The sequence below is a fragment of the Salmonella sp. JXY0409-18 genome, from assembly GCF_020268625.1.
GTDB classification, from domain to species: Bacteria; Pseudomonadota; Gammaproteobacteria; order Enterobacterales; family Enterobacteriaceae; genus Salmonella; species Salmonella enterica.
The window spans coordinates 1,634,682-1,648,671 of sequence record NZ_CP084216.1 but is presented as its reverse complement, the minus strand read 5'-3'; the positions used below and the strand labels follow the sequence as shown (position 1 = coordinate 1,648,671).

At 55.4% G+C, this 13,990-nt stretch carries 13 protein-coding genes; 4 read left to right on the top strand and 9 right to left on the bottom strand.

Features of this window, described 5'->3' with window-relative positions; translation table 11 throughout:
* Positions 1-11: 11 nt before the first annotated feature.
* Both mlrA and LDB27_RS07735 read left to right on the top strand, forming a co-directional pair.
* Positions 12-743, top strand: a complete 732-nt coding sequence (mlrA, locus tag LDB27_RS07740; RefSeq protein WP_001240418.1) for an HTH-type transcriptional regulator MlrA — start codon at positions 12-14, stop codon at positions 741-743.
* A 59-nt stretch (positions 744-802) separates the two neighbouring features.
* Positions 803-910 (top strand): protein YohO, encoded by a 108-nt coding sequence (locus tag LDB27_RS07735; protein ID WP_001261696.1) that lies wholly within the window; start codon positions 803-805, stop codon positions 908-910.
* Here the strand turns inward: LDB27_RS07735 and LDB27_RS07730 are convergent.
* The 5 genes from LDB27_RS07730 to bglX all read right to left on the bottom strand — a co-directional run bounded on the left by LDB27_RS07730 (position 891) and on the right by bglX (position 7,114).
* Positions 891-1,622 (bottom strand): ABC transporter permease, encoded by a 732-nt coding sequence (locus tag LDB27_RS07730; protein ID WP_000824858.1) that lies wholly within the window; start codon positions 1,620-1,622, stop codon positions 891-893. The genes LDB27_RS07735 and LDB27_RS07730 overlap by 20 nt on opposite strands.
* Positions 1,606-2,553 carry an ABC transporter ATP-binding protein gene (locus tag LDB27_RS07725; RefSeq protein ID WP_000569166.1) on the bottom strand — a complete coding sequence of 316 codons (948 nt, stop codon included), beginning with the start codon at positions 2,551-2,553 and terminating at the stop codon, positions 1,606-1,608. Before LDB27_RS07725 ends, LDB27_RS07730 begins: the two co-directional genes overlap by 17 nt.
* Positions 2,546-3,715 (bottom strand): ABC transporter permease, encoded by a 1,170-nt coding sequence (locus LDB27_RS07720; protein WP_001278104.1) that lies wholly within the window; start codon positions 3,713-3,715, stop codon positions 2,546-2,548. Before LDB27_RS07720 ends, LDB27_RS07725 begins: the two co-directional genes overlap by 8 nt.
* A 3-nt stretch (positions 3,716-3,718) precedes the next feature.
* Entirely contained in the window at positions 3,719-4,636 is a 918-nt protein-coding gene (locus LDB27_RS07715) for an ABC transporter substrate-binding protein (RefSeq protein WP_000155868.1), read from the bottom strand.
* A 180-nt stretch (positions 4,637-4,816) separates the two neighbouring features.
* The gene (gene bglX / locus LDB27_RS07710) at positions 4,817-7,114 is read right to left on the bottom strand and encodes a beta-glucosidase BglX (protein ID WP_000871554.1); all 2,298 of its coding nucleotides are present in this window, start codon (positions 7,112-7,114) and stop codon (positions 4,817-4,819) included.
* 266 nt (positions 7,115-7,380) lie between these two features.
* Here bglX and dld point away from each other — a divergent pair, with 266 nt between their 5' ends.
* The gene (gene dld / locus LDB27_RS07705; RefSeq protein WP_000095235.1) at positions 7,381-9,111 is read left to right on the top strand and encodes a D-lactate dehydrogenase; all 1,731 of its coding nucleotides are present in this window, start codon (positions 7,381-7,383) and stop codon (positions 9,109-9,111) included.
* 58 nt (positions 9,112-9,169) lie between these two features.
* Here dld and pbpG read toward each other — a convergent pair whose 3' ends face one another.
* Both pbpG and LDB27_RS07695 read right to left on the bottom strand, forming a co-directional pair.
* Complete coding sequence (pbpG, locus tag LDB27_RS07700; protein WP_000911555.1) at positions 9,170-10,117, bottom strand: D-alanyl-D-alanine endopeptidase; 948 nt, start codon at positions 10,115-10,117, stop codon at positions 9,170-9,172.
* A gap of 165 nt (positions 10,118-10,282) precedes the next feature.
* Positions 10,283-10,870 carry a Yip1 family protein gene (locus LDB27_RS07695; RefSeq protein ID WP_001017057.1) on the bottom strand — a complete coding sequence of 196 codons (588 nt, stop codon included), beginning with the start codon at positions 10,868-10,870 and terminating at the stop codon, positions 10,283-10,285.
* Between the two features lie 158 nt (positions 10,871-11,028).
* Here LDB27_RS07695 and LDB27_RS07690 point away from each other — a divergent pair, with 158 nt between their 5' ends.
* Positions 11,029-11,598, top strand: coding sequence for a DedA family protein (locus LDB27_RS07690; RefSeq protein WP_001530335.1), 570 nt, complete (start codon positions 11,029-11,031; stop codon positions 11,596-11,598).
* A 47-nt stretch (positions 11,599-11,645) separates the two neighbouring features.
* Here LDB27_RS07690 and LDB27_RS07685 read toward each other — a convergent pair whose 3' ends face one another.
* Together LDB27_RS07685 and mdtQ are read right to left on the bottom strand one after the other, a co-directional pair.
* Positions 11,646-12,407 carry an SDR family oxidoreductase gene (locus LDB27_RS07685; RefSeq protein WP_000169617.1) on the bottom strand — a complete coding sequence of 254 codons (762 nt, stop codon included), beginning with the start codon at positions 12,405-12,407 and terminating at the stop codon, positions 11,646-11,648.
* Positions 12,408-12,472: 65 nt separating this feature from the next.
* On the bottom strand, positions 12,473-13,909 hold the full coding sequence (gene mdtQ, locus LDB27_RS07680; RefSeq protein ID WP_023231102.1) for a multidrug resistance outer membrane protein MdtQ: 1,437 nt from the start codon (positions 13,907-13,909) through the stop codon (positions 12,473-12,475).
* Between the last annotated feature and the right edge of the window lie 81 nt (positions 13,910-13,990).

The window sequence follows — 13,990 nt, the reverse complement described above, 5'->3', positions numbered from 1 at the left end:
AGGGTGAAACGATGGCGCTTTACACAATTGGTGAAGTGGCTTTGCTTTGTGATATCAATCCTGTCACGTTGCGCGCGTGGCAGAGACGTTATGGACTTTTAAAACCACAGCGAACGGATGGCGGTCATCGTCTGTTTAACGATGCCGATATCGACAGAATCCGCGAAATCAAGCGCTGGATAGATAACGGCGTCCAGGTCAGCAAAGTCAAAGTGCTGCTCAGTAGCGACAGTAGCGAACAACCTAACGGCTGGCGCGAACAGCAGGAGATCCTGCTGCACTACCTGCAAAGCAGTAATCTGCACAGTTTACGGTTATGGGTCAAAGAACGCGGTCAGGATTATCCAGCCCAAACATTGACCACGAACCTGTTCGTCCCGCTGCGGCGACGGTTACAGTGCCAACAACCCGCCCTTCAGGCGCTGCTCGGCATTCTTGACGGTATCCTGATCAACTATATTGCGCTCTGCCTGGCGTCTGCGCGTAAGAAACAGGGAAAAGATGCGTTGGTGATCGGCTGGAATATCCATGATACCACCCGCCTGTGGCTGGAAGGTTGGGTCGCCAGCCAACAGGGATGGCGAATCGACGTGCTGGCGCACTCGCTTAGCCAGTTCCGCCCGGAACTGTTTGACGGCAAGACGTTACTGGTATGGTGCGGAGAAAACCAGACGCTGGCGCAGCAGCAACAACTCCTGGCATGGCGCGCCCAGGGACGCGACATTCATCCCCTAGGCGTTTAAACAGCAGCTAACAAATTCGCTTTAATGTATACTCCTTTTATTAACATAAGGAGTACATAATGCGCGTAGCGAAAATCGGGGTGATCGCCCTTTTCCTGCTGATGGCTATTGGCGGTATCGGCGGCGTGATGCTGGCAGGTTACAGTTTTATTTTGCGTGCCGGGTAAGCGCGCGCGTCAGCCTTTCAAACAGGCGATCGATAATGATCGCCGCCAGCGCCACCAGCAGCGCCCCCTGGATAACATAGGCCGTATTAAAGCCGCTAAGCCCGATAATGATCGGCGTGCCTAACGTACTGGCTCCCACCGTTGAAGCGATGGTCGCCGTACCAATATTGATAATCACCGAGGTTCGGATGCCCGCCAGAATCACCGGCGCGGCCAGCGGCAGCTCAACCTGATACAACTGTTGGCGACGGCTCATTCCCATACCGCTGGCAACGCTCATCACGCTGGCAGGCACCGCGCCCAGCCCGGCCAGGGTCGCCTGCAGGATGGGCAACACCCCATACAGGATCAAGGCGATAATGGCCGGTTGCTGACCAAAACCCATGACGGGTACCGCGATCGCCAGTACCGCGACCGGCGGAAAGGTCTGCCCGACGGCGGCGATAGTCTCCACCAGGGGACGAAACTCCTTCCCACTTTCTCGCGTGACCGCAATCCCTGCGCCGACGCCCACCACGACGGCAAACAGACTTGAGATGCCCACCAACCAGAAATGGGCGAGCGCGAGGGCGACAAAACTCTCCTGTTGGTAGACCGGGCGCGGCAAATCGGGAAACAGCGCGGCGAAGAACGGCTGGCTATAAGGCAATCCAAACAGCAGAAGCAAGAACAGAACAATAAGCCAGAGAAGTGGATCACACAGTCGTTTCACGGGGGGACGTCTCCGAAAGCAGATCGCGGAAATGGAGCGTACCGCAGGGCTCGCCCTGCTGATTCGCCACCGGCAGGACGTCGCACCGGCGGGCGACAAACATCGATAGCGCATCGCGTAACGTCATCTCTTCCACCAGCGCGTCGCCGCTGAGCTGTTCATGCCGGCGTACATAATCGCCTACGCTACGTAACGAAAGCAGCCTTACGCCCAGCTCGCTGCGGCCAAAAAACGCCTGCACGAAATCATTTTCCGGCGAGGTCAGCATAGAAAGCGGCGATCCCTGTTGGATAACGTGGCCCCCGTCCATCAGCACCAGATGGTCGGCGAGGCGTAGCGCCTCGTCGATGTCGTGCGTCACCAGTACGATGGTGCGCCCCAGTAGCTGATGAATGCGGGTCATCTCCTGCTGCAATGCGCCGCGCGTTACCGGATCAAGCGCGCCGAAAGGCTCGTCCATCAGCAATACCTGCGGATCGGCAGCCAGCGCCCGCGCAACGCCGACCCGCTGCTGTTGCCCGCCGGAAAGCTGATGCGGATAACGATCGCGCAGCGCGCTTTCCAGACCCAATAATGCCATCAGTTCATCAATACGATCGTTAATCCGCGCACGCGACCACTTTTGTAGTTGCGGTACGGTGGCGATATTTTGCGCCACCGTCCAGTGGGGAAAAAGACCGATAGACTGAATGGCATAGCCCATGCGACGGCGCAGTTCAAGCACCGGCAGGCTGCGGATCTCTTCCCCGGCAAAACGGATCGTTCCGCTATCATGCTCTACCAGCCGGTTAATCATCTTCAGCGTGGTCGATTTTCCCGAACCGGAGGTGCCAATTAACACCGAAAAGCTGCCTTCGCTAAAGTGCAAATTGAGGTCGCTAACAGCCTGTTGATCGCCGAAGGTTTTACTAACATGGTTAAATTCAATCATCGGTTGCTCCCTTCAAAAACGCGATCCATAAATCAAACAGCGCGTCGATCACTACCGCCAGCGCAATCACCGGAATGACGCCCAACAGGACTAAATCAATGGCGCTGCTCAATAGCCCCTGAAACACCAGCGCGCCGAAACCTCCCGCGCCAATCAGCGCGGCGACGACGGCCATTCCCACTGTCTGGACCATTACTACCCGCAGGCTACGTAAAAAGACCGGCAGCGCCAGCGGCAGTTGCACATGCCTGAAGCGCTGGCCGCTACTCATTCCCATTGCTCTTGCGCTCTCCAGCACATCGCGCGGCACCTGATTGAGCCCGGCGACCACGCCGCGCACCAGCGGCAATAACGCATAGAGCACCAGCGCTATCAACGCAGGCGTCATGCCGGTTCCCGCGACGCCGAATGCGGCAAGCCACGGAAACTGTTTCACCAGTCCGGCCAACGGCGCAATCAGCAGGCCAAACAGCGCGACGGAAGGGATAGTCTGGATCACATTCAGCACGGTAAACACCGGCCCCTGGCGTGAGGCGGAAAAATAACACCAGACGCCCAATGGTAGTCCGATCGCCAGCGCCGGCAGCACCGTGCCCGCCAGCAACATCAAATGTTGCACCAACGCGGCATCGAAAACATCCTGGCGATTGGTATACTCTTTCAGAAGCGAGAGGTTGTCGAACGTGCCTGAAAACAGCAGCACCAGCGGGACAATGACAATTTGCGCGTGCAGCAACCAGCGCCACAGCGGCCCAACGGTAATACGGCGGATCGCATCGCTACAGGCCAGCAGCATCAGACCGAGGCCCAGCCACAATCCACTTCCCAGACTGGTACGCGCCAGCGGGCTGCCCTCCTGCGCCAACTGGGTCGCCGCCCTACCGACTCCCCACAGCATGACAATAAAAAGCGTCTGCGCCATCATCAGCGTCAGTACGCTACCGCGTTTACCGGGTACAAAGCACAGCGTAAACAGCGCGCATCCCGCGCCAGTCAGCATCCAGATGGTCGCCGGCCAGATCTCCCATAACTGGCGCCCCTCGCCGCTCACCAGACGATTCGGGGCGTAATTAATGAAAGGTAGCGCGACAGCAAGCAGGGCCAGAACAACCAACAGCAACAGCACACGATTAACCGTAATTTTTTTGGCAGCGTCACTCACAGATTACTTCACCCACCCTTTTTGTCGGAGGTAATCTGCGGCGACTTTTTTCGCATCCAGCCCTTCTACGGCGATTCTGGCGTTCAACTGTTGCAGCGTTTTCTCATCAAGGCTGGCGAAAACGGGCTGCAGCCAGTCGGCTATCTGCGGATAGGCTTGTAACACCGATTCACGCACTACCGGCGCGGGGGCATAGATAGGCTGGACGCCTTTCGGGTCGCTCAGGGTTTGCAGACCCAGCGCGGCGACAGGGCCGTCGGTGCCATACGCCATCGCGGCGTTAACGCCGGATGTTTGTTGCGCGGCGGCTTTGATCGTGACCGCCGTATCGCCGCCCGCCAGCGACAAGAGCTGGTTCTGATTCAAGGTAAAATCATAGGCTTTTTCAAATGCCGGCAGCGCATCCGCCCGTTCGATAAATTCCGCAGACGCCGCCAGTTTAAAAGTGCCGCCCTCTTTCAGATAACGGCTGAGATCGGCAAGCGAGGAGAGTTTATTTTTTTCCGCGATGTCCTGGCGTACCGCGATGGTCCAGGTGTTATTTGCCGGCGCAGGCATCAACCAGACCAGCTTATTCTGCTCCGCATCCAGTTTTTTGACTTTCTCAAAGCCTTGCTTTGCATTCTTCCATGCCGGATCGTTTTCATCTTTAAAAAAGAACGCCCCGTTACCGGTGTATTCCGGATAGATATCCAGCTCTCCGGCGGTAATCGCGCCACGAACGACTGGCGTGGTCCCGAGCTGAATTTTATTGACCGTTTTAACGCCGTGGCTTTCCAGTACCTGCAAAATCATGTTGCCGAGCAGCGCGCCTTCGGTATCAATCTTTGACCCGACCGTCACGGGCGATGCCGCCTGTAGAGGTAAACTCACCGTCGCCAGCAACGCCAGCGAACTTACCCATAGCTTTGAGATCGTCATGATGCTTTCCTCATCCTTTTACGGCCTTTTTCAGAGACTTGAGAAAAAAGCATAGTTGAAAAGTCTGCGTTTAACCTGGGATTTTCCGCCAGTGTAAGTGACGTGACTGGTAATAAAAGGGGGGACAGGAAAAGTCATTGCCAGACAGGGCGCAGCTATCGCACCCTGTTGACGGCAGGCTTACAGTAGTTCGAACGATCCTTGTTTAACGCGAGCGGAATCCACGCCGATAAAGACGTTGAACTTGCCGGGTTCCGCGTCATATTTCATCTGCTGATTCCAGAACTTCAACGCCTCGATATCAATCGGGAAACTCACGGTTTTACGTTCGCCGGGTTTGAGGGTGATTTTTTCAAAGCCTTTTAATTGCTTCACCGGGCGGCTCATTGACGCCGTGACATCCTGTAAGTACATCTGGATGACCGTTGCCCCTTCGCGTTTACCGGTGTTCGTGACCTCTACGCTGGCCGTGACTTTGCCGTCGCGTTGCATTGTCGGTGAGGAGAGCGTGACGTCAGACACCGTAAATGTGGTGTAGCTCAGACCGTAACCAAACGGATAGAGCGGGCCATTCGCTTCGTCAAAATAACGTGAGGTGTATTTGTTTGGCTTTTCAGGATTATACGGGCGTCCCGTATTGAGATGGCTGTAATAGACCGGAATTTGTCCCACCGAACGCGGGAAGGATATCGGAAGTTTGCCTGACGGGTTGTAATCGCCAAACAGCACATCGGCAATGGCGTTGCCGCCTTCCGTCCCGGCAAACCAGGTCTCCAGAATCGCATCGGCCTGTTGATCTTCTTTTACCAGCGCCAGCGGTCTGCCGTTCATTAATACCAGTACGAGCGGCTTACCGGTGGCTTTCAGAGCGGTGATTAAGTCGCGCTGACTCTGCGGAATGGTGATATTGGTACGACTGGAGGCTTCATGCGCCATCCCCTGCGACTCGCCTACCACTGCGACCACCACATCGGCCTGTTTCGCCGCCTGCACCGCCTCATCAATCATCGCCTGCGGTGAGCGCGGATCGATTTTCACCGCCTCTTCATACAGGTTTAAGAAATCGACGATGTCTTTATCGTTAGTGATATTCGCCCCTTTGGCATAGAGGATCTTCGCCCCGTCGCCGACGGCATTTTGAATACCCGCCAGCACCGTCACCGACTGATTCGCGACCCCAGCAGCAGACCAGCTCCCCATTACATCACGTTGACTGTCGGCCAGCGGCCCAACAACGGCAATGGTGCCCGATTTTTTCAGCGGCAACGTTTCCAGCCGGTTTTTCAGCAGTACCACACTTTCCCGCGCCACTTCCCGCGCCTCTTTACGATGCAGGCGGCTTTCGGCATTGGTGTCCACCGGGTCGCTCTCTTTCGGCCCCAGATGGCTATAGGGGTCGTTAAACAATCCCATGTCATATTTTACGTTGAGCACATGGCGCGTCGCGTCGTCCAGTTCCGCCATCGTCACTTTGCCCGACTTAATCAGGCCCGGCAGATATTTGCTGTAATACTCATCCGCCATGCTCATATCCACCCCTGCCTTTAGCGCCACGCGCACCGCATCTTCCGGGTCGGCCGCCGTGCCGTGTTTAATCAGTTCTTTAATAGCGCCGTGGTCGGAAACGGTAATTCCCTTAAAGCCCCACTCATCGCGCAGGACATCTTTCAATAGCCAGGAATCTGACGTCGCAGGCGTGCCGTTCAGCGAGTTCAGCGCCACCATCACCGCGCCGCTCCCCGCATCCAGCCCCGCTTTGTACGGCGGCATGTAGTCATTAAACAGACGCTGGGAACTCATATCCACGGTGTTGTATTCTTTACCGCCTTCAACGGCGCCATAGGCGGCAAAATGTTTCACGCTGGTCATCACCGAGTAGCGATCCGCCGGACTTTTGCCCTGCATCGCTTTCACCATGGTTTCGCCCATGATGGAGGTTAAATATGTATCTTCGCCAAAGCCTTCGGAGGCGCGCCCCCAACGCGGATCGCGGGAGACATCCACCATCGGTGCCCAGGTCATATTCAGACCGTCGTCCGCCGCTTCATACGCCGATACGCGTCCTACGGTTCTTACCGCATCCAGATTAAAAGAAGAAGCCAGACCGAGGCTTATCGGGAAGACGGTTCGCTGGCCGTGTACCACATCATAGGCAAAAAAGAGAGGAATTTTCAGGCGGCTCAACGCCATCACCTGATCCTGCATTTGACGAATATCCTGGCGGGTGACGGTATTGAAAATCGCCCCTACCTGCCCGTCTTTGATCATCTCGCGAATCGCTTCTTTCGGGTTATCAGGGCCGACGCTAATCAGACGTAACTGACCAATTTTTTCATCGACAGTCATTTTCTTGAGTAAATCTGTGACGAACGCGTCGCGCGCTTCGGGCGTCAGCGGGTGATTGCCAAACAGGTTTTCCGCCAATGCTGGCTGCATCGCCAGACTCACAGCAACACCTACTGAACATAACCATTTCATGTTGAGTCTCTCTTTATCTTTATCCCGACGAGGCGGTAAAAACAGAATAAAAACCGCAGTTTGCCATAAGCCTAAACGCGAGAGGAGAAGAAAGCGAAGGTTATTCTCCTAATTTTCCGCACAGTCGAATACGCAACCGCCAGCAAATGGTATCAAGGCGGCAAATGAATACTACCAACACAGAGACAATTTGAATGAGAAAGCGTATTGTCATACAAAGCGCTATGCTTAACGCTGATATTTTGTCCCACCACAAGGAGTGGAGAATGTCTTCCATAACAATGACTGATAATAAAACGTTCCTGAATGAGCTGGCCCGCCTGGTAGGCCATTCTCACCTGCTGACAGACCCCGCCAAAACCGCCCGCTATCGCAAGGGTTTCCGTTCCGGTCAGGGCGACGCGCTGGCCGTTGTTTTCCCGGGTTCGTTACTGGAACTGTGGCGTGTGCTCAACGCCTGCGTTAACGCTGACAAAATTATTCTGATGCAGGCCGCCAACACCGGTCTGACGGAAGGCTCCACGCCGAACGGCAACGACTACGATCGCGATATTGTGATTATCAGCACCCAGCGGCTGGATAAGCTGCACTTACTGGATAACGGCCAACAGGTTCTGGCCTGGCCCGGTACGACGCTCTATGCGCTGGAAAAAGCGCTTAAACCGCTGGGCCGTGAACCGCACTCGGTGATTGGTTCGTCGTGTATCGGCGCGTCGGTCATCGGCGGCATCTGTAATAACTCCGGCGGCTCGCTGGTGCAGCGCGGCCCGGCCTATACCGAGATGTCGCTCTTTGCCCGTATTGACGAGCAAGGCAAACTGCAACTGGTCAATCATCTGGGTATCGATCTTGGGCATACGCCGGAGCAGATCCTGAGCAAGCTGGATGACGAACGGATTAAAGATGAGGATGTGCGTCACGATGGTCGTCATGCGCACGATCACGACTATGTGACGCGGGTACGAGATATCAACGCCGATACGCCCGCCCGCTATAACGCCGACCCGGACCGTTTGTTTGAATCTTCCGGCTGCGCCGGAAAACTGGCGGTTTTTGCCGTTCGCCTTGATACCTTTGCAGCGGAAAAAAATCAGCAGGTTTTTTATATCGGCACCAATCAGCCCGCGGTACTGACTGAAATCCGTCGGCATATTCTGGCGAACTTCGACAATCTGCCAGTGGCGGGAGAATATATGCATCGCGATATCTACGATATTGCGGAGCAGTACGGTAAAGATACCTTTCTGATGATCGATAAACTCGGCACCGACAAGATGCCATTCTTTTTCACGCTAAAAGGCCGAACCGATGCGATGCTGGAAAAAGTAAAATTTTTCCGTCCGCATTTCACCGACCGCGCGATGCAGAAATTCGGCCATCTGTTTCCCAGCCATCTGCCGCCGCGAATGAAAAACTGGCGCGATAAATATGAGCATCATCTGCTGTTAAAAATGGCGGGAGACGGCGTCGCAGAAGCGCAACGCTGGCTGAATGAATTTTTTAAATCCGCTGAGGGCGGTTTCTTCACCTGTACGCCGGAAGAAGGCAGCAAAGCCTTCCTGCACCGCTTCGCCGCTGCTGGCGCGGCGATTCGTTATCAGGCCGTACACTCTGATGAAGTGGAAGATATCCTGGCGCTGGATATCGCTCTGCGCCGCAACGATACCGACTGGTTCGAGCATCTGCCGCCGGAAATCGACAGCCAACTGGTACATAAACTCTATTACGGACACTTTATGTGCCACGTTTTTCATCAGGACTATATCGTAAAGAAAGGCGTCGACGTCCATGCGCTGAAAGCGCAAATGCTGGAGCTATTGCAGGCGCGCGGGGCGCAGTACCCGGCGGAGCACAACGTGGGACATCTGTATAAAGCGCCGGAAACGCTGACGCGTTTTTATCGGCAAAATGACCCAACCAACAGTATGAACCCCGGTATCGGCAAAACGAGTAAGCGGAAATTCTGGCAGGAAAATACGCCCGACGAAACGCATTAACACCGTGCGGTTTACCGTGAATGCCCGGCGGCGCGATGCCTGCCGGGCCTGCGGCGACTTAATCGTTCTGTGCGGTTTGCGCTCCGGCGCTGGCGCTGGCTGCCGCCATTTGCGCGGCTTTTTGCTTTTTATAGCTCAGCGCGGCAGCCGGAACGGGCATGACTTTACCGGTTTCAATCCATGTACGCAGGCGACTGGCGTCCGCAAAGTGGGTATATTTGCCGAACGCATCCATGACCACCAGCGCGACCGGTTTGTTATTGATCACGGTACGCATCACCAGGCAATGCCCCGCCGCATTGGTAAAGCCGGTTTTCGTTAACTGGATATTCCAGTTATCACGGTAGACCAAATGGTTGGTATTGCGAAACGGCAGCGTATACGCCGGATGCGAGAATGTCGCCATGTCTTCGCGCGTGGTGCTTAGCTGGCCAATCAGCGGGTATTGCTTCGTGGCAATCAGCAGTTTTGTTAAATCCCGCGCGGTCGAGACGTTATGAATCGACAGCCCCGTCGGCTCAACGAAGCGGGTATGCGTCATGCCCAGCGCTTTCGCCTTCGCATTCATCGCTTTAATAAACGCGTTATAACCGCCAGGATAATAGTGCGCCAGGCTTGCCGCCGCACGGTTTTCGGATGACATCAACGCCAGCAGCAACATATTTTTGCGACTAATTTCGCTGTTCAGGCGCACGCGGGAGTAAACCCCTTTCATTTCCGGCGTCTGGCTGATATCGACCTTCAGTATTTCATCCAGCGGCAATCGCGCGTCGAGCACGACCATCGCCGTCATTAATTTGGTTATTGAGGCAATCGGACGCACCAGATCCGGGTGGTTCGAATAGATCACTTTATTGGTGTTGAGATCAACAATCATTGCGCTACCGGAGGCAATCTCAGGTTGAGACGCCGCGGTTGTCGCTGCCGTTTTCGCCACGGCCTGCGGGGCAAAAGGTACGGCCAACATCAGAGCAAGGCTCAGGAATGAAGCTCGGAATTTCAGCATGATGAGATTTCTGATAATGATTCACGCGCGTCGTAACGCACACCGCCTGAGCTAAGATTATACTCAAGCTAGCAGTGGCATCATAGCGGCACGACAGCGTTGCCGCTACAGAAGAATCGTCAGCAAATGCTGCATTGCTGGCTTTTGCGCCAGCCCTTTTTCGCATCAGAACAGGCGGTAGCCGTATCCCCACAGGATCACGGTGATCGCCAGTAGCACCTCCAGGACCAGCACGCCGATAGCGAGCGTCGAACTGGAGAAGCTTAATCCTTCCTCTCTATTAATGTTAAGGAAAGTCGGAATACCCAAATACAGCAAATAGCCGGTGTAAAAGAGCGCGACAGCGCCGACCAAAGCGCATAGCCATACCAGGGGATAGAGCGCCACCAGACCACTTAAAAACAGCGGCGTCGCGACATAGCCGGCAAAAACCATACAGCGCGCAAGCGATGGCCGTTGCGGATAGTTTCGCGCCATCCACCAGATGACGCGTCCCATCACCGCGACGCCCGCCAGCATCACGCCGTAGAACAAGACCGCCAGCGCAAAAGCGGTAAACAGCGAGAGTTGTAACACGTTGCCGTCGCCAAAATTCCAGCCGATTTGCGTCGTGCCGATAAAGGCGCAGACGACGGGAATCGCCGCCATCAGCAAAACATGGTGCGTATAGTGATGCGAAACGGTTTCGTTTTCGCTTTTGATCACCTGCATTTCCCGATCGGGATGGGAAAAAAGCCCCCATACATGGTTCATACTGCCCCCTTCTGCTGCCTCAGATGCCAGTATGTTCAAGTATAATTCAGTTTCTGGTTATTTTATGAACAACAGCGAAATAGTCTCCGGCAAAACGTCGGCTTTGCCACGCACGCCTCTTGCCAGGGTGTATGCTTAATGCCGGAGGTGGTTTACGCATGGATATCAACACGCTTATTACGCATTATGGCTATGCGGCGCTGGTTATCGGCAGTATGGCCGAAGGTGAAACCGTTACCCTGTTGGGGGGCGTCGCGGCGCATCAGGGATTGCTCAAGTTTCCGCTGGTGGCGGCGGCCGTCGCGCTGGGAGGGATGATGGGCGATCAGCTACTTTACTTGTTAGGACGATGCTATGGCGGGAAGATCCTGCGTCGTTTCCCGCGTTATCATACGAAGATTCGTCGCGCGCAGAAAATGATCCAACGCCATCCGTATCTGTTTGTGATCGGCACGCGTTTTATGTATGGCTTCCGGGTGGTTGGCCCGTTGCTGATTGGCGCCAGCCGCCTGCCGCCTAAAATTTTTCTGCCGCTGAATATTGTAGGCGCGCTGATCTGGGCGCTGCTGTTTACCACGCTGGGATATCTTGGCGGCGAGATGATCGCGCCATGGCTGCACGACCTCGATCAGCATCTCAGGCATGGGGTCTGGCTGATTCTGGCCATCGTCCTGGTGGTGGGCGTGCGCTGGTGGCTGAAAAGCCGCGGCAAAGCGGAGGCCCGTTAAACCCGATGGTATCCGGATGGCATAACGCCGCCATCCGGCCCCGGCGTTTATTTTGCGTTGAATTGCGGATTCGCCAGCATAAACCCGCCGTCGACAATCAGCGACTGACCGGTGGTATAGCTTGCGCCTTCCGAACACAGCCAGGCGACGAGGCTGGCTATTTCATGCGTAGAACCCGGTCGGGCGATAGGGATCGAGGGTTCCGATCCCGGCTCAATGTCGCTGTCATCCATATCATTCATCGGCGTGGCGATAGCGCCTGGCGCGACGGCGTTGACCAAAATATGATGTTCAATCAGTTCCAGCGCCATGGATTTAGTCAATCCCCCCAGCGCATGTTTCGCCGCGGTATAGGCGCTGGCTTGCGGAAGCGGCGTATGCTCATGGACGGAGGTGATGTTGATAATACGCCCTCCCTCTCCTTGTTTAATCATATGCCGGGCGGCGATCTGCGCGCAGAGAAATGCGCCATCGACGTCCACGGTAAAAATTTGCCGCCACTGCGTAAACGGCATATCAATAAACGCGGATTTGGTCATCGCCCCGGCATTATTGACCAGCACGTCAACGCGCCCCAGGCGCTGGATAAGATGTTCAATGGCCTGCGCGCCCTCGGGTAACTGGCTCAGGTCAAGATGAATGGTCTCTACCCGCACACCAAATTGCGCCGCTTTTTTCGCCGTCTCCTGCGCGCCGCGTTCATCGGAATGCCAGGTGATACCAATATCAAAACCGTTTTGTGCTAATAACAACGCACACGCTTTGCCAATTCCCGAATCTGATGCCGTTACAATTGCAACTTTGGTCATATTCCTCTCCGGATGATTCATACACAGCCTAAGTATAGGAACCCTGTCTGAATCATCCGGAAAAATCAGGAATGATAACCGCCGCCCAGCGCGCTGGTAAGCTGAATGGAGGCATCCAGCCACTGGCCCTGCAACAGCAAGCCGTTACACTGCTCGCGCAGTGCCGGGATTTTGGCCTCGCTCACGCGGGAACCCGCAATAATGCCGGCATTAAAGCGCGCTTGCGCCAGACCGACCACACGCTGCGCGTCATGCTCAATCTGCTGCTGATGCTGGTTTTTCTGCGCCAGCGTCTCTACCTGACTGGCAGCGCGCGCCACATCATTAACCGCATCTACCACCGCTTTGTTGTAGTTGGCGATAGAAAGGTTGCTTTGCGCTTTGGCGATATCGAGGTTGGCATTCAGCCTGCCGCTGTCGAAAATCGGCAGCGTCAGCCCGCCGGTAATGCCATATTGCTGTGCGGAATGGCGGAACAGATCGCTCAGATGTAACGCATCCTGCTGTAAAAAAGCCATCAGATTGATATCGGGATAAAACGCGGCCTTCGCGGCGTCAATGCTGCTCAACGAGGATTCAATGTACCAGTGCGCGGCCTGTAGATCCGCCCGGCGCGCCAGCAACGAATACCCCAGTTGCGACGGTAACTGGCTTTCAACGGCGGGGAGACTCACCTGACGCAGCTTGAGCGCCGCCGATTGCGTATTGGTTAACGCGCTGAGCCGCGCTTCAATAACCTTCATTTTACCGTTAACGTCATTCATCTGCTGCTGGGTTTTACTGGCGTCGATATCGGTCTCGACCCCTTCAACAGAAGAAGTAATGCCGTGTTGATACAACTCCCGGTTTACCGCCACCACGTTTTGCTGCTCATGCTCGATTTGCATCAGCACATTTTTCAGCGCCGCCTGCGTCTGCCACTCCCAGTAGAGTCGCGCCACGCCGCTTGCCAGCAGTTGTCGGGTTTGCTCCTGCTCCGCTTCGCGCGCTTTGACCGCCCCGATCCGCGCGGTAACTTCAGCGCGGTTTTTCCCCCATAAATCCAGATCCCAGCCCGCCGTCAGGCCGAATGTACCGTTGGTATACCACGGCCCGGTCGTTCCCGCCGCGGGGTCGGTAATCGCGAATGGCCCCATCAGTCCTTCTGCGGACATTCGCTGGCGCTCAATGTCGGCAGAAAAGTCGAGCTGCGGGCCGTCCTGCGCCTCAACCGCTTTCGCCTGCGCTTCCGCCAGTTGAATACGCTGTTCAGCCACCTGCATATCCGGCGAATGCTGTATGGCATTATCAATCAGCGCGTCAAGCTGCGTATCGTGATACGCCTTCCACCACTGGCTATCCGGCCAACCGTTTTTCAATGCCGCCGGCAGGCTGGAATCAACATGAGAAGAGGGCGTCTGCTGGGTCAGCGACTGGCGGGTATCGTGCATAGGGGCGCAGCCCGCCAGCAAAATAAAAAGCGGTAAGCTCGCTGTCGCGGCAAGGAAAGAATTACGATTCATGGAGGTGTTCTGATAAAAAAAGGTGCGCAGAGAGTACGTCTTACGGCGATCTATTTTTTAGTTACGCGTGGCAATACATCA